This window comes from Helicobacter marmotae (assembly GCF_003364255.1).
Taxonomy (GTDB): Bacteria; Campylobacterota; Campylobacteria; order Campylobacterales; family Helicobacteraceae; genus Helicobacter_C; species Helicobacter_C marmotae.
The window spans coordinates 1-20322 of sequence record NZ_NXLR01000001.1 but is presented as its reverse complement, the minus strand read 5'-3'; the positions used below and the strand labels follow the sequence as shown (position 1 = coordinate 20322).

Annotated in this window: 19 protein-coding genes; 10 read left to right on the top strand and 9 right to left on the bottom strand. The window is 40.3% G+C overall.

What is annotated here, in order from left to right; genetic code table 11:
* Nucleotides 1-4: 4 nt before the first annotated feature.
* The 5 genes from CQA63_RS00080 to CQA63_RS00070 all read left to right on the top strand — a co-directional run bounded on the left by CQA63_RS00080 (nt 5) and on the right by CQA63_RS00070 (nt 5164).
* Nucleotides 5-1135 carry an acyl-CoA dehydrogenase family protein gene (locus tag CQA63_RS00080; RefSeq protein WP_104699808.1) on the top strand — a complete coding sequence of 377 codons (1131 nt, stop codon included), beginning with the start codon at nt 5-7 and terminating at the stop codon, nt 1133-1135.
* Between the two features lie 2 nt (nt 1136-1137).
* Nucleotides 1138-2010: a phosphate/phosphite/phosphonate ABC transporter substrate-binding protein gene (locus CQA63_RS00075; RefSeq protein WP_104699807.1), complete on the top strand. Its 873-nt coding sequence runs from the start codon at nt 1138-1140 to the stop codon at nt 2008-2010.
* Between the two features lie 228 nt (nt 2011-2238).
* Nucleotides 2239-2370, top strand: coding sequence for a hypothetical protein (locus tag CQA63_RS10280; RefSeq protein WP_280524180.1), 132 nt, complete (start codon nt 2239-2241; stop codon nt 2368-2370).
* A gap of 546 nt (nt 2371-2916) precedes the next feature.
* The gene (locus CQA63_RS10100; RefSeq protein ID WP_233706595.1) at nt 2917-3627 is read left to right on the top strand and encodes a TonB-dependent receptor plug domain-containing protein; all 711 of its coding nucleotides are present in this window, start codon (nt 2917-2919) and stop codon (nt 3625-3627) included.
* Nucleotides 3602-5164, top strand: a complete 1563-nt coding sequence (locus CQA63_RS00070) for a TonB-dependent receptor (protein ID WP_233706594.1) — start codon at nt 3602-3604, stop codon at nt 5162-5164. The genes CQA63_RS10100 and CQA63_RS00070 overlap by 26 nt, the downstream gene beginning before the upstream one ends.
* 92 nt (nt 5165-5256) lie before the next feature.
* Here CQA63_RS00070 and truD read toward each other — a convergent pair whose 3' ends face one another.
* The 4 genes from truD to recR form a co-directional block, all read right to left on the bottom strand.
* Entirely contained in the window at nt 5257-6378 is a 1122-nt protein-coding gene (gene truD, locus CQA63_RS00065) for a tRNA pseudouridine(13) synthase TruD (RefSeq protein WP_104699806.1), read from the bottom strand.
* Nucleotides 6375-7412: an alanine racemase gene (locus CQA63_RS00060; protein WP_104699805.1), complete on the bottom strand. Its 1038-nt coding sequence runs from the start codon at nt 7410-7412 to the stop codon at nt 6375-6377. Before CQA63_RS00060 ends, truD begins: the two co-directional genes overlap by 4 nt.
* Before the next feature lie 35 nt (nt 7413-7447).
* Nucleotides 7448-7756 carry a c-type cytochrome gene (locus tag CQA63_RS00055; protein ID WP_104699804.1) on the bottom strand — a complete coding sequence of 103 codons (309 nt, stop codon included), beginning with the start codon at nt 7754-7756 and terminating at the stop codon, nt 7448-7450.
* Between the two features lie 82 nt (nt 7757-7838).
* Nucleotides 7839-8420 carry a recombination mediator RecR gene (gene recR, locus CQA63_RS00050; RefSeq protein ID WP_104699803.1) on the bottom strand — a complete coding sequence of 194 codons (582 nt, stop codon included), beginning with the start codon at nt 8418-8420 and terminating at the stop codon, nt 7839-7841.
* Between the two features lie 126 nt (nt 8421-8546).
* On the opposite strand from recR, the gene dnaJ reads away from it, so the two are divergent.
* The gene (dnaJ, locus tag CQA63_RS00045; RefSeq protein WP_104699802.1) at nt 8547-9689 is read left to right on the top strand and encodes a molecular chaperone DnaJ; all 1143 of its coding nucleotides are present in this window, start codon (nt 8547-8549) and stop codon (nt 9687-9689) included.
* Between the two features lie 364 nt (nt 9690-10053).
* Nucleotides 10054-10185, top strand: a complete 132-nt coding sequence (locus tag CQA63_RS10275) for a hypothetical protein (RefSeq protein ID WP_267891923.1) — start codon at nt 10054-10056, stop codon at nt 10183-10185.
* Between the two features lie 325 nt (nt 10186-10510).
* Here the strand turns inward: CQA63_RS10275 and CQA63_RS00040 are convergent, their stop codons facing one another.
* Entirely contained in the window at nt 10511-12769 is a 2259-nt protein-coding gene (locus CQA63_RS00040; RefSeq protein ID WP_158655466.1) for a TonB-dependent receptor, read from the bottom strand.
* Nucleotides 12770-13403: 634 nt separating this feature from the next.
* Between CQA63_RS00040 and CQA63_RS00035 the strand changes: the two genes are divergently transcribed.
* Entirely contained in the window at nt 13404-14345 is a 942-nt protein-coding gene (locus tag CQA63_RS00035) for a helix-turn-helix domain-containing protein (RefSeq protein WP_104699800.1), read from the top strand.
* Here CQA63_RS00035 and CQA63_RS00030 read toward each other — a convergent pair.
* Together CQA63_RS00030 and metK are read right to left on the bottom strand one after the other, a co-directional pair.
* Complete coding sequence (locus CQA63_RS00030; protein WP_104699799.1) at nt 14290-15390, bottom strand: ATP-binding protein; 1101 nt, start codon at nt 15388-15390, stop codon at nt 14290-14292. The two genes, CQA63_RS00035 and CQA63_RS00030, sit on opposite strands and share 56 nt — an antisense overlap.
* Before the next feature lie 37 nt (nt 15391-15427).
* Nucleotides 15428-16588 (bottom strand): methionine adenosyltransferase, encoded by a 1161-nt coding sequence (gene metK / locus CQA63_RS00025; RefSeq protein WP_104699798.1) that lies wholly within the window; start codon nt 16586-16588, stop codon nt 15428-15430.
* Nucleotides 16589-16981: 393 nt separating this feature from the next.
* On the opposite strand from metK, the gene CQA63_RS00020 reads away from it, so the two are divergent.
* The gene (locus CQA63_RS00020) at nt 16982-17578 is read left to right on the top strand and encodes a peroxiredoxin (RefSeq protein WP_104699797.1); all 597 of its coding nucleotides are present in this window, start codon (nt 16982-16984) and stop codon (nt 17576-17578) included.
* A 471-nt stretch (nt 17579-18049) separates the two neighbouring features.
* The gene (locus CQA63_RS00015) at nt 18050-19099 is read left to right on the top strand and encodes a glycosyltransferase family 4 protein (RefSeq protein WP_244916248.1); all 1050 of its coding nucleotides are present in this window, start codon (nt 18050-18052) and stop codon (nt 19097-19099) included.
* Here CQA63_RS00015 and CQA63_RS00010 read toward each other — a convergent pair.
* Entirely contained in the window at nt 19041-19682 is a 642-nt protein-coding gene (locus tag CQA63_RS00010) for a recombinase family protein (protein ID WP_104699796.1), read from the bottom strand. The two genes, CQA63_RS00015 and CQA63_RS00010, sit on opposite strands and share 59 nt — an antisense overlap.
* Nucleotides 19683-19703: 21 nt before the next feature.
* The coding region (locus tag CQA63_RS00005; protein WP_147288694.1) for an MraY family glycosyltransferase at nt 19704-20322 on the bottom strand (619 nt) is incomplete at its 5' end.

The window sequence follows — 20322 nt, the reverse complement described above, 5'->3', positions numbered from 1 at the left end:
AACAATGTTAGAACATTTTGAAGAAATTGAACAAACTGCAGAGGCTTTTGGCAAGTCTTATCTTGCCCCTATTACTGAATCTGTTGATACAGAGGGGAGATTCCCAAAAGAGGCGTATAATGAGCTAAAAAAGCAAGGCTATATGGGCTTACTTGTGCCTAAAAAATATGGCGGGAGTGGCGGTGGCTGCTATCAGCATATCCAAGTGTGCTATCACTTAGCAAGATTTGATGCTACAACCGCGCTTTGCTATATGATGCACAACACCGCTACCGCAGCACTTAGCATATATGCTACACCATCACAAAAAGATGAATTCCTCCCAAAAATCGCACAAGGGCAAGCGAGTTTTGCCCTTGCATATAGTGAAAGTGGCTCAGGGACGCATTTTGGGCTACCAGATATAGTTGAGCAAGAAGCGGGCGAGTATAGAATCTTAAAGGGGAGAAAGAGCTTTGTAACTTCTGCGCAATATGCGGATTATTATCTCACTTATACAAATTCTTGCAAAATCAAGGGGGCAAAGAATAATTGGATTGTCCCTAGAGAGAGCGAGGGGATTGTGCATGAAGAAAATGTGTGGAATGGGCTTGGTATGCGCGGGAATAATTCTAAACCTGTGCAATTTAATGATGTAAAGCTCCCCATTACGCATTTGCTTGGCAAAGACGGGCAAGGTGAGGCACAAGCAGGAGTAGTGGCTATGTATTTTGTCGCTGGCTTAGGGGCGGTATATAGCGGTGTGGGGAGGGCTGCGTATGATTGTGTGTTCTCTCACATTAAAGAGAGGCAATATACTGATAGTTCTAGGCTAAGTGATAAGGAATTAGTGAGAATCCACATAGCCAATTTATATACCAAAGCGCAAAGTCAAATTGCTTTAGTCAAGCAAGCCGCAAAAAGCTTTGATAATGGCGATAAAGACGCTACATGGCAGATTTTTGCAAGTAGGATTAATGCGAGTAATCTTGTTATGGAGATTACAGAGCTTGCTATGCGACTTGGCGGAGGGAGGGCGTATTCTAAGCTTTTGCCCTTAGAGCGGTATTTACGCGATGGGCTTGCTGCGCAAGTTATGGCACCAAGTTTGGATATTTTAAAGATATGGCTAAGTGATGCTCTTTTAAAGGATTGAATATGAGAAAGATATTAGTAGGGGCTGTGGCGTATGCTCCGCAGATTGTGCCTATTTGGGATACTATTAGAGAATATGCCAATGCCTACTATAAGGATAGCGATTTAAGCCTTGATTATGTGCTTTTTAGCAATTATGAAACACAAGTGCAGTATTTACTAGAGGGTAAAATTGACATCGCTTGGAATACCAATGTCGCCTATATCCGCTCCATGCACGCTTGCTTAGAGCGAGACTTTAAGGTAGAGGCGATACTTATGCGCGATACCGATTTAGACTTTAAAAGCGTATTTGTAACAAAAAATGAGCGAATAAAAAACATAGCAGATTTAGTGGGCAAAAGCTTTGGTTTGGGGAGTTTAGATTCTGCTCAGGCAGCGATTATGCCCTTATACTCTCTCAAACCCTATAAGATTAAAGAATTTTCTTCAAATACTCTAGGCTTGCAATCTTTGGCAGCAGATAGCATTAATATTTTTCGCTTCAATAGCGATGTAGGCAAGCATGGCGATACAGGCAGAAGTGAATTTGATGTATTAGATAGGATTAGTAGCGGAGAGCTAGCAGCGGGGGCTATTGGCTCTACTACTTGGGCTAGGATTATGCAAGAGGGGAGTTATGGGGGGCTAAGAAGCTTTTATATGAGCGAGGGATATTCTCATTGCAATTTTAGTGTTTTATCACGTTTTGATAGCGGCTTGAAAAGGGCATTTATAGAGATGATGTGCTCACAAAATGCCCTTACAAATGACCCAAAAATCGCACAAATGATGAGCCTAGAGGGGCTTAATGAATGGATAGTGTGCGATGAGGTGGCTTTAGGGGGGTATGAGGGGATATATAAGGCTTTACTAGAGCAAAATCTGCTTACTTAAGAGCCTTAAAACATCACCGCCCTTCATTATGGAGATTAGCTAAATTTTAGGGGGTATCGCAGGTTATATACCTAGCTCACCCCTAAAATTTAGCTAAAGCACCAGAAGCAAGCGCACTTTTTTAAGGCTTAGCAGAGGGAAGGGCTAACTTTGAGAAAAAGGCAATTAGTTTGTCAGCTCTTGCGTGAGCTAAGAATCTCTACTTAATTCACTAGAAATTCTCTTAGTTTGTCATGTCTAGAGCCTCCTTTAGGAGGCGAAGAATCTCTCTTATATACTAACGACTATCCCTTAGAATCACCAAAAAGCACGACTAGTGATTCTTGCAGAGATGTTTCGGGCATAAAGCCCTCAACATGACAAACTTTGCTACCCGCAAGACAAACCCACACATAACAAATTTAATTTTCAAAAAAGGAAGTTAGTTTGTCATTCTAAACCCTTTGGGGTAAAGAATTGCTTTTTGAGCCTTAGTGATTTGGGTAGAGATTCTTCGGTCGCTCTCACGCCCGCCCTCAGAATGACAAACTTACCACGCGGGCGAGAAACTCAAACCACTCAAAGGGCAAAAAGTTAGTATAGAGCGCCCCCCGCAGGGCTTTAGGCGGTTTGCAAAATTTATTTTTGCAAACCAAGACATTGAATCAATAACCCAATCTTAATAGATACTCTTAAAATTAAAATTTATACTAATATTTTGCCCTTTATTGTGCATTGATAAAAGAAGTAAAAAGAATCCATACACACATAAAGAGCAAGGCTACTACTATCAAAGCAAAGAAATTTGTATCACGCAGAAATCGCACGATAATATTTTATTATTAAAAATAATTCTTATATTTTTTATATTACTTTAATTTAAGATTCTATACACTCACAACTCACTTTACTTTACAAGGAGAATGAATGAAAAAATATCTTTTATTTTTCAGTGCATTAACGAGCATAGTTTCATACACTTATGCCGATGAAGAAAGCCAATCTATAAACTTGGGGAAATCTGTTGTATATGGCTATATGATGAAGTCTCATTTAGATGAGTTAAATCGTAATGTCTATGAGATAGATAGGGATTCTATTCAAGAGAGAGGGTATCGCTCTAGCGAGGATATATTCCGCTATACGCCTTTTGTGGGCTTAGCTAATGTGGGCTTAGGGAGCAATTTAGACTTAAGAGGGCAGGGGAATCGCGCAAACACTTCTGTGCAAGTGCTCGTAAATGGCATATATGCCAATATGTTAGATAGCTCTCATGGTGTAAGCCCTATTAATACCCTCTCTCCTTATAGTATAGAAGCTATAGAGATTTTACCCGGCGGTGGGGCTGTGATGTATGGGAATGGCACAAGAGGCGGCGTGGTGAATATTATTACCCAAAGACGATATGCCCAACCCTTTTTCTCCGCAGGGATTACCTACTCAAATGTTATTGCTTCTACGGGAAATAATGTCAATGCAGATGCAAAATTTGGCACAAAAATAGGAGATAGCACTTATATTTCTTTGGGCGCGGCATATCTTCTAAGAGGTGGTCCAAGAGAGGGAGATAAAATAAATGGAGGACAAGCCAATATGAGCTTCATTAAAGATTTTGCGGGGGGGGGGCTCTTCTCTTAGCTTTGATATAGACTATTTCTATGGTGATATTAGAACTTCTCCAAATAACTCCTTTAATGATATTCCAAATCCCACACGAAGTGATAGAAAAACTCCAGGCAATGGGGATTTACATAACAAACAACAACGACTTGATGTATCTTTAGGCTATGAAGCCAATGTGAGTGAAAATAGCAAGTTTGACCTCAAAGCTTTTTATCATTTAAATAAAATCAAATATGTAGATAGCGTAACGGGAATCAATAATTATCTCTATGGTGGTAGATTTTTGTTCCCCTTAGCTGAAGCTGACCAAAGTGGCTCGCTTTTTGATGACCAAAAAATAGGCTTGATTGCTAAATATGACTTAAAGCACAGCAATGGGCGCTTTATCTTAGGCTATGAGAGTGTGTATCAATATGGCAAGCGCATTATGGACCAACTGATTTTTGCAGACGCAAGTAGTGTGCCTACTAATGTCAATGCCTTTAATTTCTACATTCATCCTATGTTGATTTCCTTAAAGAGTGGCAAATGGAGCAATGCGCTTTTTGCTATAGAAAAGTATAATTTCACAGAGAGTTTTTCACTCACAGGCGGTGCGCGCTATGAAAATGCGTGGTATAAAGCAGATGTGAGTAATAGCCAAAATGTCCTTATTTGTGCTGCCAATATTACTTCACAAGTAAATTGTCTTACAAATCCTACCCAAAACATTCCCATAGACGCTGCAAGAAACTACAATACCACAAGCAATAACTTTGCCCTAGAGCTTACCCCAAGCTATCAATACTCAAATGATGGCAATATGTATGCTAAATATGAAAGAGGCTTTTTCTCCCCCTCGCCTAATAATCTTTTAACAAGACAAAGCAGCCAATATCTTTTAACAAATCTCAAGCAAGAGACTTATGATACCTTTGAATTAGGTTTGAAAGACTTTTGGGGAGAGAGTGTGAGCTTCTCTGCAGCACTTTTTTATACTTTGACACATAATGAGTTTTATACCATTGGTAATGCCCATTCTGCTAGTGGCGTAACTTATGGGAATTATGATAGGACTCAAAGGCTAGGCGTGGAGCTATTCTCAGAGCAGTATCTTTTTAATAATATATTGCGATTAAGTGAGAGCTTTACTTATATAGACGCAAGTGTATTGCGTAATAATGGCTCTAAAAGTGATTTAAAAATCCCTTATGTGAGTAATTATAAAGGCACTATAGGCGTTGAGCTTGCTTTAGGCAGGAGCTTTAGTATATGGACGCAAAATACCTTTATGGGCAAGCAAAAAGATGTAGAGACATTTACTACCACAGGTATGGGGCAAAGTGCCACCAGCACAAGCAATGGGCAAAAGACCATCCCTGCTTATAGCTTAACAGATATTGGATTGAATGCAAAATTTGGCGACCTCTCTTTGAGCGCTGGGGTGAGAAATGTCTTTGATACATTCTATTATAGCTACTACAATGCTGATTCAAGTGATGTGATAGCTGGATATGGATTTTTAATCGGGCAGGGGAGAAGTGCATTTGTTGAAGGTAGATGGACATTTTAAGTCTTAATTGAAGTCTTCATTTGTATTAAATGGAGGCTTTCCCTCCCTGCCTTTGTCTCTCAAGATTCCAAAGAGACAACGTGGGGTAATGACTACCCAATCCCCAGCAAAGCTTCAAGGAAAATCGTCCCATAAGCCCCCTTAGGCAAGCTAAAGCGGAGCTCAAAATGCGCCTTTTGGGCGATATACTCTCCCTCTATATCCTCTGCCCACACCCACGCATATCGCCTTGAGCCCACACTTCTAGCCAAAACATCTAAATAGGGCTTCTCGCACACAAGGCTAAGGGCACTACTTGGGGTTAGCTTTTTGCCACTAAGTGCGCCCATAGGAGCTATATCTCTTTGCATAAATCGCTCACACGCACTTTTTGTATCATCATTGATAAAAAGCTTGCCAAAGGGATAATGCCCCATAACATCTCCCTCTAAAAGCACAAAATGCTGCTTTTGGGCTTGCAAGGCTTGAACTCTCTTGGTATCACAATGGCTAGAGAGGGCTTTTAGGGCTTCAAGCTCTGCATTTTTGAGTGCTTTTAGGGCTTCACTCGGAGGGAGAAAATGCACCATTTGTGAGAGTTGCACGCGGCATGCAAGCCACATATTAAATAAATAGCTTTGATATGCAGAAATGAGAAATTGATCTAATTTTTTATTCCTTGATTTGTTTGCCATCTTGGCTAGGGTTTTGCCCTCTTCAAAATTTCTACCATCTCTGCCAAAACGTTGCTTGCCAAAATAATTAGGGAATCCACTTTGGGTAAGGACGCTTAAAGTACAATGGAGCTTTTGTGCATGAAGGGGGGTGCATTTTTTTAATCGCACAAAAAAGCGATTACCCTTAAGATGCCCGATTCTAAGCTTGTTGTGATGTTTAGCAATGTTTAGAATCTTCACTTGCCGCTCTTGCAAAATACTAGCGGCATTTTCAAGCTTAGGCAGGAGGGAGCGATGAATGCTGATATATTGATATGTGGTTGCGGCTTTGTCCTTTAGCCCAGCATAGCCTATCTCATAAGCCTTGCAGCCTAGTATTGAAGCAAGGAGTGAGAGAAGCTCAAAGGTACTTAAGCCCTTTTTGCGTATATATATAAGGCAGTGCTCCCCCTCCCCACTTGGGGCATATAATGGAATCTCCTCTATGACAAAATCACGCGGGCTTGGATTAAAGTAGCAATCAATGGGGCTATGGCTAAAGGGGTAGATTCTATTCATTTAATAATAATGCGTTTGAGGTTTGGCGAGAGGTGGGTGAGCACCTCATAGCTAATGGTATGAAAAGCCCTAGCAATTACATTTGCATCATCAAATACGCAGATTTGAGGCTCACTACACAAGCACGAAAAGCAGTCCATAGATGAGCGCGGGAGGATTTGATAGCCTTTGGCGGTATAGACTTTATGATCTTCACTCACGCGGAAAAACCCATCTCCATAGCCAATATCATACGTGCTAATTTGACTTGAATCTTGCAGAGTTGTGCAGCCGCTATAGCCTATGCGAGCGCCTTTTTTGAGATAACGCGTAGAAACTCTATCGGCATAGAGTGCGGCGACCTTTTGGAGTTGTGCGCTTATGGGATTAGCAAAGGCGACATCAAGGTAGCCATAGAGGGCAATACCTATGCGCACTAAGTCATCGCTTATACCTCCCTCTCCTGCTAATGCTATAGCCCCTGATGAGCTAAGGGAATGAAATCTAGGCAATTTAAAGCCATATTTGAGACTTAAAGCTTTTATGTGAGTTTTGATAGATGCAAAGGTATTTTGCGTCTCATAAAATGTCTTATCTTTTTCATCTCCATAGCCATTATGGCAAAACACCCCCACAAGTTCTAAGCCTTGCTTTAAAATGGCTAAGATGAAGTCTTCAAGCTCTTTAGATTCCACGCCATTGCGGTTCATACCTGCATTGACTTTTAGCTCTACTTTTGTGCCTTTTTTAAGCGCGTAGATATGCTCTTTTTGATTCACCACAAAGGCAATATGAGGGCTGAATTTCCCCTCTGGCATACCATAGAGGGCGGTAATATGCGCAAAATCTTCACTCACGCGCAAGGCTTCGCTATAGTTTTTAACAAACACACTTTGAATCCCACATTCTCTAGCAAATGCACTTATCTGCTCTAAGCCATGCCCATATGCATTATCTTTTAGCACAGCGGCTATTTCTACATTTGAGCCAACATATGAAGATATGAGATTGAAATTATGTTTATATGCTTTGTGGGAGAGGGTAATATGTGCCATCAGGGAGTGCGCACTTTAAAAGTGCGCGTTTAAAGTTATTTTGGAAGTTTGGAGATATATTCGGCTAATGCTTCAATATCCGCATCACTTACATTTGCCATTTGACCATACATAATAGCCTTTGCGCCGCCATTGTCTTCTGTCTTAGCTTTATAACCTTTGAGTTTTCTAAGTAAATCTTCCTTCGCCATACCTGCGATTGTTACACCGCCTTTACTTCCGGGGGCTACCTTTTTAGCATCAGGTCCATGGCAGGCTATACATTTTTTAAATACTGCGGGTTGTTCTGCAGAATATGCAAGAGTAGCCAAACCTAAAAGTGTCAAAATAAGCAACTTTTTCATGTGAGTCCTTTCTTATTGATTGTTAGATGCAATCAACGCGTGGATTCTATAAACTAAAATCTAATATTTACCTTAAATTCCCTTAAGTCCTTACTCGTGCGCTTATGGCACGGGAGAGGGAGAGCTGGTCAATAGAATCTAAGCCTATACCTGTTGGTACTCCTTGGGCAATTTTGCTAAATACTACATTCGCTTCTATCTTATCTTCAATATAAAGCATCATCGTTTCGTTAGCAAGGCTAGGAGAGAGGGCGAAAATCACTTCCTTAATATGCTCTGCGTGGATTCTTTGATTTAATAGCTCAAAGTCTATCTCTTCACGCTCTCCATTAAGCACAAAATACCGCCCCCCAAACTCCCCAATTTCTTCAATAGTCAGCACATCTTGGGCTTTTGCCACTATGCAAAGCACGCCTATATCTCTTTGAGCATTGGAGCAAATATCACATATCTCGCCCTCGCTTAAGCCAAAGCATTTTTGACATCTTTGCACCAAAAGGGCGGCATTTTCAATCGCATGGGCGATATTGAGGGCGAGGAATCGATTTTCCACACATAGAGTATATGCCATTTTTTGCGCACTTTTTTTACCAATACTAGGGAGCTTTTCTAAACTTGAAACAAGCTCGAAAAATGTTTTAAGAGAGCTTTTATAGCTATTCATACCTAAAGCCTTGCGAGTTGAAGTGTAAGTCGTAATCTTAACAAACTTTTTAACTTCTCCTTATAAATTTTAGATACAATCCCACCATAAAATTTTAAGATTCACGCATAACATTTAGGAGTAATTTTGGAGACATTTGATTATTATGAGATTTTAGAAATCACCCGCACAAGCGATAAAGAGAGCATTAAAAAGGCTTATCGCAAAATGGCGCTAAAATACCACCCTGATAGGAATCCCAATGATAAAAATGCTGAAGAGCAATTTAAGCGTATTAATGAAGCTTATGAGGTGTTAAGCGATGATTCTAAGCGACAAATTTATGACAAATATGGCAAAGAGGGGTTGCAAAATTCAGGTTTTAGCGGCTTTAGCGGGCGGGACTTTAGCGATATATTTGGTGATTTAGGTTCAATTTTTGAATCTGCCTTTGGAGGGAGCTTTGGCTTTGGCGGACAGAAACGTAGTAATGGCAAATATAATCTTGATGAAATCATAGGCTTAGAGCTTAGCTTTAAAGAAGCTGTCTTTGGCTGTAAAAAACAAATAGAAATTAACTTCAAAAGTGCCTGCCCGTCGTGCAAGGGAAGTGGAGCAAAAGATGGCAAGATAGTCAATTGCAAAGATTGTAATGGAAAGGGACAAGTCTATATGAGGCAAGGGTTTATGACTTTTGCACAGACTTGCCCGACATGTAGGGGAGAGGGGAGCATTGTAGAGGAGAAATGCCCTAAATGCAAAGGCTCGGGCTATGAAGCTAAAAAAGAGAGCTTTGAAGTCAATATACCAGAAGGGATTGATGATGGGAATAGAATCCGCATTAGCGGACGCGGGAATGCGGATAAAGATGGTAAAAGGGGAGATTTATACATCTCTGTGAGTGTGAGTGAAGATGAAAACTTCGTGCGCGATGGGACAAATGTATATATAGAAGTGCCTGTGTTTTTTACTTCCATTGTGCTAGGAGCGAGTATTAAAATCCCCTCTTTGCGCGGCGAGCTAGAGCTCAAAATCCCACCAAATACGCGTGATAAAGAGCAGTTTGTCTTTGAGGGTGAGGGGATTAAAGATGTCAATAGCACTTATAGAGGGAAGTTTGTCGCACAAATTAAAATTACCTATCCGCCTAAACTCAATAATGAGCAAAGAGCACTTTTAGAGGAGTTGCAAAAAAGCTTTGGTGAGCAAAGCGAGCCTTATAAAAATGTCTTTGAAGAATGTTTTACTAAGATTAAGCAGTGGATTGGGCAGCATAAGAGTAAGCATTGAGGTGTTTTTAAGTCATTACCCCGCATTGTTTCTTTGTCTCCGCTTGTCTTTGCCGTGCTTTTAAGAGATTCTGCGGGCTTAGTTTCGGTCATTTATGTTTAATAAACTCCCTCACTTCGCCCTTGAAAACTCTTAAAATCATCGGCAAATACTTCGCGGCGTGTTGTTTCTTTTAATTTCGCGTTGTCTTTTTGGAGCCTTAAAACATCACCGCCCTTATTTTGATAGATTTACACATTTTTAGGGGAATATCGTAGGCGATTAGCCTTACTCACCCCTAAAAATGTGTAAAAACTCTCAAACTAAGCACACTTTTTTAAGGCTTTGAGATGGACGGAGCTAACTTTGAGAAGAGGCAATTAGTTTGTCATGTCTAGAGCCTCCTTTAGGAGGCGAAGAATCTCTCTTATATACTAACGACTATCCCTTAGAATCACCAAAAAGCACGATTAGTGATTCTTGCAGAGATGTTTCGGGCATAAAGCCCTCAACATGACAAACTTTGCTACCCGCAAGACAAACCCACACATAACAAATTTAATTTTCAACAAAGGAAGTTAGTTTGTCATTCTGAGGAAGCGTAGCGACCGAAGAATTCACAAACGAGCCACTAGAAAGCCAACAGAGATTCTTCGGTTGGGCTACGCCCGCCCTCAGAATGACAAACTTGGCTACCGCTTGAGTTGCACAACCCTCACAAAGGGCAAAAAGTTAGCATAGAGTGCCCCCCGATAGGCACTTTAGGCGCGAAGCGGGATTTACTCCCGCGAGCAAGACATCAAAATAATATGACTAAGCCTAAGAGAGGGCAAAAATAGGCTTTAATATCTATATGCAATTTGTGCGCCGAGATTCCAAGGATTTTGTGCGAGGTAGTAGTAAGCTCCTCCAAATGCCCGCCCATAGCCTACATAGCGAGTATCAAAAGTATTTTGTGAGAATATCTTAAAGCTAAGTTTGTCATATTCATAGCGGAGGTTTAAGTCTATTATCGCATAGCCATTTTGCACAAGATTGCTATTGTGGTCTAAGTCATCTAAATACTGCCTGCTTAAGTAACGTCCATTTAAGCCCGCATAGATTCTGTGTTTATTTGCGTGGTAAAAGTTGTAGTCTATGTTTGCTGTGAGTGTAAGGAGTGGAGAGAATTTTAATGTAAAGTTACTCACATCATAGCTTTGTTGGATAATAGCTCCGTTATTAAGTATGCTTATTACACCGCGATTATCTCCGCCATTTAGGTATTTTGCTACGCCAATAGTCCCTCCAATATTTGCTAAAAGCCTAGAGCCAAAATAGCCAAAGTCAAACTCTAGCCCGGTAGAATAGGCATCTCCTATATTTTTTAAACTTTGGTAAATGCCGCTGCCTATGTAGCTCTGCCTATCCTTAATATACATAAAGTAGTAGGCTACATTTGCCCTAAGATTGGTAAATGTTAAATGGCTTCCTAGCTCTAGACTATAGATTTGCTCGGGATTATAGGGAGTGGTATCTTGCACACTATAGGGGAATTTCACAAAGCCCCCTTGCTTGGTGCTTTGCAATGCGGCGATATAGAATTTAGCATGTTTATTGAGATGGTAGCCTAAAGAAATGCGTGGATTTATGCTATGCCATGATTTGTTTCCATCTATAAGTCCTAAATCCACAGGAGGGACTTGGCTATACATACTTGCATGGTAGAACTGATACCTTGCGCCCAAACCCAAATCAAAGCTTTCTCCCAAAGGAATAGCACCATCGCCAAAGAGTGCTATGGTATTGACACTCTCTTTTGCCCTCCATGAAGAGCGGAATCCAAAGTCTGTATAGCCACAGCCCGGATAGGCTTGGAAGTTATTTCCAGTGTTATCTGTGGGGAAAAGGCAAGACCCCTCCTTGTAGCCGCGCATACCATTATCAGTTGAGAGGTATTTGTAGTAGATTCCAAATACAGAATGCGCGCCATTGTCATATTGGCTATCAAGGCGAATTTCTTCGATAAATTGTAAATTATCATAGAAGTAGCCATTGTCCCTCCCAGCATGAAGCTCCACGACAGGATAGCTATTGCCCAATGTGTCATTAGCTAAAAATGCAGAGATAGAGCTAAGGAGTGAATCCCCAAAGGAGTAATCAAGCTTTAAACTTGCGCTATGGGCTTGGTTTTTATCAAATGGATGAAGCAAATAAGCATAGCTCTCATCTCCTAAGTTAGCAAAGGTGGCATTTTGTGCATTGCTAGGGTATTTGAGGTCTTTTAGCTGGTTTTTAGTGTAGTAATGTGGGCTTTTTTTATTGGCTTGGTAGTAGCTATAGCTTAAAGTTGCTAAAAAGCTAGAACTTGGCGCATAATAAAGGCTTAGCCCCGCTAGGAAAGTATTGCCGGTATTTAGCATTCCGCTTCCATTGGGGTTAGGGAGGTAGCCATTATCGTGGATATATGCCACATTTGCCTTAGCCCAAAGCGTATTTTTTACTATTTCTCCTCCGGTGTAGGCATTGAAGTTTTCATACAGCCTTGAGCCTGTGAGTGAGGCATAGGCATAATCGCCTTTCATTGGGTTTTTCGTGCGGATAGAGACTACCCCTGCTTGGGCGTTTTCTCCATAAAGTGTGCCTTGAGGTCCCCTTAAAAGCTCTATTTGCTCCACATCACTTAAGGCTTGAGAGATAAAATTAGGGCTTTGGGGAATGCCATCTATATAGAGGCTTACTACACTGGTGTAAAAATCTGGGCTTGATAGCCCTCTAAGCACTGCAGAGGGGAATTGAGAGCCCCCCATAGCATAGATATGAAGCCCTGCAAAGACATTGCTTAGCTCATCTGTGGATTTCACTTGCGCATTTTGCAATGTTTTCTCACTGGCAATTTGCACAGAAGAGTTTATGGAGCTAAGCTCGGCTTCGTATTTATTTGCCGTGGTGGTTAGGGTATCAAGTTTGTAGTGTTTGTTTTCTTGCGTGCTCGCTTCATTTGTGCTGTTATAGTTGCTTTGGCTCGGCTGTGTATTATTAGCTAGTAAAAGTTTAGAATCTTGGCTAGAATCTTCAAAGAAAGTCCTTTGATTGCCTTGCTGTGGGCTTTGAGGGCTCACCCCCCCCCCCCCCAATCGCCTCCCATATCAATTGGGGGCGTGGCTTGTGCAGAAGCACACAAGGAGAAGAGAAGGGGAAGTGTAGGTGCAATTTTGTATGTTATTTTCATGTGTATGTCCTTGTATGAAAAGTATAAAATAGATTATGATATTAACTCTTATTTATAAAAGATATTGTTTCAAAATGCCAAAATACTGCATTATGCTAAATTTTATGCTGTTCTTTATGGTTTTAAGGAATTTAAATACATTTAATAAGAGTGATTATTAATAATATATTGCTATAAACGTGGAGATTCTTTGAGTTTAAAGGCTAGGAATAATAAAACGGGGAATTGAAAATGATAAGTCAAGTTATTAGCTTTGAGTTGGAAGGCAAAGTGAAAGCGGGGAATTTTTTGTAAGAATTGCTCCCTGATTTAGCAGAAATTTTCTTATTTTGTCGGCTCTAGCGGGAAGGTAAGGCTAGAAGCGAAGAATCTCTATTTGAATTACTAGTGGCTCGTTTAGAGATTCTTCACCCCTTGCAGGGGTTCGTGATGGCAATGAGTCGAGTATTTTTAAATTCTTTGCCTCCATAAGGTAAGGACACAATGAGGCAGATTGATAAAACCATAGAAAAGGAGCGGGTGATATGAAAAAGCCACTACATCATCATTATGAGGTATTTAAAGCCAATGGAGCGGATATTAAAGCCATACAAAAGCCTCAAGGTATGCGCTATATTGAGGCTAAAAGTGAGCATTTTGTAGTCAAAACACATAATATTGAGTTGCTTGAAGGCGTGTGTTTAGACTTTGGGAGCTATCAGGGAGATTTTTCTCAAATGTATTATGTGAAGAAAAGTCCAAGCGTGCATTTTGGGCTATTGCAAAGCGGGGCATATCATGGAGTGGTAGATGAGACAAAGCTTTCTCTAAAAGGGGGCAATCTCTACTCCCTAGCCCCTGATAGATTTAGCGCAAGCCCCAATGCTTCTAGCGTAGATTGCACCTGTGTGCAAATAAGTTTAGATATATCTCAATGCAAGGGCGAGATTTCACGCATATTTCGGCATTTTGATGTGGAAGGCTTATATGAGTGCTTAAGGACAAATACTTTAGTGATGAACGCCGATGCCCCCACCCGTGCGCTTTTTGATAGCCTAAGTGTAATTCACAATACAGATTTGCTGCGATTAAAAGTCTTAGAATGCTTAATTTATATCAATAAATGCGTGCTTAAAATGCCCTATATGTTAGAATCTCATAAAAGTATGTATATTGAGGGTGTGAAGCAGTATTTACACGAGCATTTTAATAATGATGAGCTGAGTTTAAGGGCAATTGCGGAGAAATTTGAGGTGAGTGTAAGTAAATTGAGTGCGGATTTTAAGTGCTATGTGGGGACTTCACTTTATCAATATCTTAAAACCTATCGTATGCAGAGGGGCTTAATGCTTTTGCATAATACCAATAAAAGCATTACTCAAATCGCCCATGAGTTAGGCTATAACAATGTCTCTGCATTTTGCAAGAATTTTAAGAGCGCTTATGGTAAAAGTGCGCTAGCTCTAAAAAGCCATTCTTGGGGCTAAACTCTAGGGCAAAGTCAATAAAACTCATAGCCTCCCACTCTAGGCTTTTCTCTCTTATGCTCCCTCTACCATCAAAGTCAAAGGTAATGACATATATATGTTTATAGGGCGCTTTGAGCTTGGCTAATTTCGGGGGGATATTTTCTTCATTGGCAAAAGGGAGGAATATAAACACACCAAGGGTGCAAATAAACTCTCCCATATCGCCATAGTGTATATCTGTGCTTACTCCATAGCGCTCACAAAATGCCAAAAGCTCTAAAAAGAGCATATTCTCTAGCATAGCTTGGAGATTTTTACTATTACTTACACAAAGCGGCAAGGTGAAATCATAGAAATAAAGCTTTTTATGAGAAGCCCTCAAATGAGGCAAGAGATAAATAATCCCGCATTCTTGCCATATGTGCAAAAGCGGGTAGATTCTATCTTTTGAGACTTTATGAGATTTTTTTAAAAGTGTGTAGATATGATGAGGGCTTAGCTTTTGGGCTTGGAGGGGGAGTAAGGCAGCAAAAAGCATAAAGTCATTTTTGAGTGCAAGTTTGAGAATCTCCTGCTTGCGGGGGATTTTAAGATATGTGGGGAGGGTAATCATTTGAGCGAGATTACCATCTTTTAAAAAGCTTTTGAAGAGATGGTCAATTGATTGATTTTTATTATCAAAGCTTACATATTCTTCAAAGCTAAGTGCGCGTATATGTTTAGTTTGGAAGCCTTCTGGGCAGTCTGTGGGGGATTGGGCTAGAAGCAGTATATTTTCAATGCTAGGTAAGCGTAGGTGCGGTGTATAGTTATCTATAATCAAGCAGTCAAATGTGTTAAGAACGGAGTGGTTTGTAATAAAATTATGGGCAGATTCTATATCAGTGCGGCAATCAGCACAATTAATATAAAGTGTGTTTTTATATGCTCTGCTATAGAGGAGGGCTAATGCGCTTTTACCCACGCTTGGGGCACCATAAAGAAAGCTTTGAGGCTTTATGCCATATCGGCGGGGTAAGATATGGGGGCTTTCTTCAAGGTAGGTTTTGGATATTTCTTGCATTTTAAATGATTACATTGCCTCTTGGGTAAGAGTTTCATTATTTAATGTTGCAAAAGTCCTTAATGGCTTCAATCTTATCTGTCCTCTCCCAGCTAAAGTCTGCCAACTCTCGCCCAAAATGCCCATAGGCGGCACTTTGGCGGTAGATTGGGCGAAGTAAGTCTAAAGATTCTATAATGCCCTTTGGCGTGAGCGCAAAGATATGTTTTACACATTCTGTGAGTTTTGCATCACTCACTTTACCCGTGTTATGAGAATCTACCAAGATTGACACAGGCTCTACCACGCCAATAGCATAGGCTAACTGCACGGTTGCCTTATCGCATACACCGCTTGCTACGAGGTTTTTAGCTACATATCTTGCTGCATACGCTGCGCTTCTATCAACCTTACTAGGGTCTTTCCCGCTAAAAGCCCCGCCTCCATGCGGGCAGCTGCCTCCATAGGTATCTACTATAATCTTGCGTCCTGTTAAGCCCGCATCGCCCTGTGGTCCGCCTATGACAAATTTCCCGGTGGGATTGACAAAATAGCGGATATTATCATTCAAAAATGCCTTTGGCAGCACTTTTTGCACGATTTCTTCAATCACGGCATCTTTTAAATGGCTTTGTTGTGTCTCTGGGCTGTGTTGGGTAGAGATAACAATCGTATCAATGCCTACAGGCTTGCCATCTTCATACCGCACGGTTACTTGAGACTTCCCATCGGGGCGCAAAAAGGGCAAAGTACCATCTTTTCGCTTTTGAGCTAAGCCTTCAGTTAGGCGATGAGCTAACCAAATAGGCAAAGGCATAAGTGTAGGCGTCTCACGACACGCATAGCCAAACATAAGCCCCTGATCCCCTGCGCCAATCTCGCCATCTTCCCTATCTACACCTTGATTAATATCCGGGCTTTGCTCACCAATGCCATTAAGCACAGCAGCAGAGCGGTAATCAAAGCCATAGAGCGCATCTGTGTAGCCAATCTCTTGCACGACTTTACGCGCGATTTCTTGCATAGGGGCATATACATTGGTTTTAAGCTCCCCTGCAATCACGCAAAAGCCATTACTCACAAGCGTTTCACATGCTACGCGTGCCTTTTTATCCCGCTCGATAATATAATCAAGCACAGCATCGCTGATTTGGTCTGCCATTTTATCAGGGTGCCCTTCGGTAACAGATTCTGAAGTAAAGAGAAATGATTTTTTCATAAACTCACCTTGTAATTTAAATTTTGTGCAAGATTCTAGCAAAAAAAACTAATATTACAATATGTATTTGATATTTTTAAGCATATAAAATTTATGTTGTTTGTTTTGCTTAATTAGGAGTAAGAGAGTGGAACATAAAAGATAAGGAAGTGAGTTTGTCGCCTCTTATGGGAATATGAAGTGGAGTCACTGGTGATTCTAAAAGCAATTTTTTGCCTTAGCTTATGCCATCTAGCTAGCCGCGATAATGTTTGCTGTATCAATTATGCCTTGTAGGCTTTAAATCTTCTTGGATAATCATGTTGTATTTGATATTTTGTTACGCAACTTCATTACAATTAGCCCTATGATAATTATTTGTTATCAATATTTTTTATTAAAAAGGAGTTTTGCATGTTAGTTACAAAACCAGCACCAGATTTTACAGCTGAAGCAGTGAAAGCAGATGGGACTTTTGATGATAGTTTTAGCCTTTATAACAATATTGGCAAAAATGGGGCGGTAGTATTTTTCTGGCCTAAGGATTTTACTTTTGTATGCCCAAGCGAAATTATTGCTTTTGACAAAAGAGTGAAAGATTTTGAAGCACGTGGCGTGAAAGTGATTGGTGTATCTATTGACTCTAAGGAAGTGCATTTTGCATGGAGAAATGTGCCTGTTAAAGAAGGTGGCATTGGCGCGGTGAGCTTCCCTATGGTATCTGACTTGACTAAGCAAATTTCTCGCGATTATGATGTGCTTTTTAATGGGGCAGTAGCACTTCGCGGAAGCTTTTTGATTGATAAAAACAAAGTGGTGCGCCATGCGGTGATTAATGACCTTCCTCTTGGGAGAAATGTAGATGAGATGATTCGTATGGTTGATGCTATGCTATTTGTAGAAGAGCATGGTGAAGTATGCCCAGCAGGCTGGAATAAAGGCGATGAAGGTATGAAAGCTGATGCCAAAGGCGTAGCAGAATATCTTGCTAAAAATGCTGATAAACTTTAGTTTTAGCTTTACTTCTACCCCTCCTTATTTTGCAAGGAGGGGTTTCTTCTTACCTCTTTATATGCTTACTTTATTTTGTTAATTATTATTTCTAGTGAAGTCTATTAGAGATGTTTTGCACTTCATAGATTCCATTGATTATACTTGGATTGCTCTTGTGGGAGGGCAAAGCCCGACTGAAGAATCTCCCTTATCCACTAGAGACTCTCTATAAGAATTGCTAGAAAGCCAACAGCAATTCTTCACCTCTTATCAGGGGTTTATGATGACAACCTAAGAGAATTTTTAGTGAATTTGAGGGTTGAGCAAGAGCCGAATTCTGCGATATTCCCCTCAAAATCACTAAATCTGTGCAATGAGGTAACAAAACTGAATGCTTTTTAAAAGGCAAGTCCTAAAAAGATATAAAAGCTTGGGCGTGAAAAGATTCAGCAAGAGTGGTGTAGAATGCCTCATTTATTTAAGGAGATAATGGTGCCTTATGAAGAGATAAAAATCATAATGATATGTTTTGTGATAAGCCTTATACTCTGTGTGGGGATTATTCTCATAAGCAGAAAATACAAAATCTTTATCGATAGTGCATTTGCCCAAAAGCCCCAAAGATTCCATACTCAGGCTACTCCTAGAGCGGGAGGGATAGGCATTTTTAGCACATTTTGCATTATGGTAGCACTCCTTTATGGCAAGCAATTGAGCACAGATACCCTCTATAGCACGCAAATGCTTTGTATTGTGCTTGCTGGGGGGGTAATTTTTGCAAGCGGGATTATAGAAGATTTTCGTGGGAATCTCTCTCCAAAAGCACGTTTGCTCATACAATGCACAGCGATATTTTGCGTTTGTGCATGGCTTGGGGTATATCTTAAAGATCTCTCTTTGGGCTTTAGTCTGCCCTATGTAATCGGTCTATTTTTCACCACATTTGCACTTGTAGGTGTGAGTAATGCAATAAACATTATAGATGGATTCAATGGTCTAGCAAGTGGTGTGTGCTTGCTTATATTGTGTGGATTAGCTTATGTAGCTTATCAAGTGGGAGATATGGAGATATTTTATATTGCTTTAGCGCTCATTGGGGCTATAGGAGGGTTTTTTATCTGTAATTTTCCCTTTGGTTATATTTTTTTAGGAGATGGAGGGGCATATTTTTTAGGCTTTATCATAGGGATATTGCTTGTTTTACTCACTCAAAGACATACAGATTCTATCAGTGCATTTTTTGGCTTAAGCATAATGATATATCCTGTATGGGAAGTGCTTTTTTCCATATGGCGCCGTAAGAAAAATGGAGCAAATGCGACAAGCCCCGATGATTTGCATTTGCACACTTTGCTTTTTAGGGTTTTTAAAAGCAATGCCCTTACTTCTGGCGTTATCCTTTGTGCTTATATACCCATTATTGTTATAAGTATTTGTTTCTACGCCCATACTTCTATACTTTTAATTTTCATTGTAGCTTTCACACTTTTATATTTCGCTCTCTACTCCTTTCTTTCTGTTCATCTATCATTCGCTTAAGAATATAAGCTATAGTCTTACGATTGCATTTCATACGCTTAGCCATATTGTGCAAACTCATACCGCTTGCGCGCAGGTTAATTATCTCGTCCAATCGATTGTATAAAAGCATATTCTCCACTTTATCCAAAGAGCCCTTCTTACGCCCAAGCTTCACTCCCTGTGCTTTCCTCAAAGCTAATGCCTCTTTGGTGCGTTGGCTTATAAGCTGGCGTTCAATCTCTGCACTTAGTCCAAAGGCAAAGGCAAGCACTTTGGAGCTGATATTATCCCCCAGCTCGTAGTTTTCTTTGATTGAAAAAATCCTTACGCCCCGCTCCATACACAAATTAAGCACTCCCATAATCTGCAATATGCTCCTGCCTAAGCGTGAAATCTCTGCTACCACTATCGTATCGCCCGCCTTAACTTTGTTCATTATATCGCCTAGCTTGCGTGCTTTCCAATTAACCTTACCACTGCAGGTTTCCTCGTGCAACTCATCTATCTTAATATGGCGTTCCTTGCAATACTTCTCTATCTCGTAATGCTGATTGTCGTTAGTCTGCTTCCCTGTGGAAACTCTTAGATATGCGTAGGTCATAATGCTCCTTTTTGCGGGGCATTAAAATCTAAAGCGAATTAATTTTGTATAAAATAGTCCATAGCAGAGGGCAAAGAAAGCACATAGGATAATTAAGAGGGGAGTATTATCATAAAACATCACACTACAAGCGATAAATGGTATATTAAAGAGGATAAGCAAAAGAGAAGTAGAGGCATTAGAATATCTAAGTCGCTTAAAAATAAGCATATGAAAATGCACTTTATCTGGCTGCGTGGCAGACATTTTGCGTTTAATGCGTTTGCGCCATATGGAAAAAAGCACTTCCCATACAGGATATATCATTATGCTTAAGCCAAAAAATGCACTGATAGAATCTGTATGTCTTTGAGTGAGTAAAACAAGCAATATCCCTATGATAAAGCCTAAAAAATATGCCCCTCCATCTCCTAAAAAAATATAACCAAAGGGAAAATTACAGATAAAAAACCCTCCTATAGCCCCAATGAGCGCTAAAGCAATATAAAATATCTCCATATCTCCCACTTGATAAGCTACATAAGCTAATCCACACAATATAAGCAAGCACACACCACTTGCTAGACCATTGAATCCATCTATAATGTTTATTGCATTACTCACACCTACAAGTGCAAATGTGGTGAAAAATAGACCGATT

Excerpts from the sequence above, each read along its gene's own strand:
- CQA63_RS00010 (WP_104699796.1), bottom strand. The coding sequence starts at position 19,682 with ATGACCTACGCATATCTAAGAGTTTCCACAGGGAAGCAGACTAACGAC.
- CQA63_RS00060 (WP_104699805.1), bottom strand. The coding sequence starts at position 7,412 with ATGGCACATATTACCCTCTCCCACAAAGCATATAAACATAATTTCAAT.
- CQA63_RS00075 (WP_104699807.1), top strand. The coding sequence starts at position 1,138 with ATGAGAAAGATATTAGTAGGGGCTGTGGCGTATGCTCCGCAGATTGTG.
- CQA63_RS00035 (WP_104699800.1), top strand. The coding sequence starts at position 13,404 with ATGAAAAAGCCACTACATCATCATTATGAGGTATTTAAAGCCAATGGA.
- CQA63_RS00015 (WP_244916248.1), top strand. The coding sequence starts at position 18,050 with ATGGTGCCTTATGAAGAGATAAAAATCATAATGATATGTTTTGTGATA.
- CQA63_RS10100 (WP_233706595.1), top strand. The coding sequence starts at position 2,917 with ATGAAAAAATATCTTTTATTTTTCAGTGCATTAACGAGCATAGTTTCA.
- CQA63_RS00020 (WP_104699797.1), top strand. The coding sequence starts at position 16,982 with ATGTTAGTTACAAAACCAGCACCAGATTTTACAGCTGAAGCAGTGAAA.
- truD (WP_104699806.1), bottom strand. The coding sequence starts at position 6,378 with ATGAATAGAATCTACCCCTTTAGCCATAGCCCCATTGATTGCTACTTT.
- CQA63_RS00030 (WP_104699799.1), bottom strand. The coding sequence starts at position 15,390 with ATGCAAGAAATATCCAAAACCTACCTTGAAGAAAGCCCCCATATCTTA.
- CQA63_RS00080 (WP_104699808.1), top strand. The coding sequence starts at position 5 with ATGTTAGAACATTTTGAAGAAATTGAACAAACTGCAGAGGCTTTTGGC.
- CQA63_RS00055 (WP_104699804.1), bottom strand. The coding sequence starts at position 7,756 with ATGAAAAAGTTGCTTATTTTGACACTTTTAGGTTTGGCTACTCTTGCA.
- recR (WP_104699803.1), bottom strand. The coding sequence starts at position 8,420 with ATGAATAGCTATAAAAGCTCTCTTAAAACATTTTTCGAGCTTGTTTCA.
- metK (WP_104699798.1), bottom strand. The coding sequence starts at position 16,588 with ATGAAAAAATCATTTCTCTTTACTTCAGAATCTGTTACCGAAGGGCAC.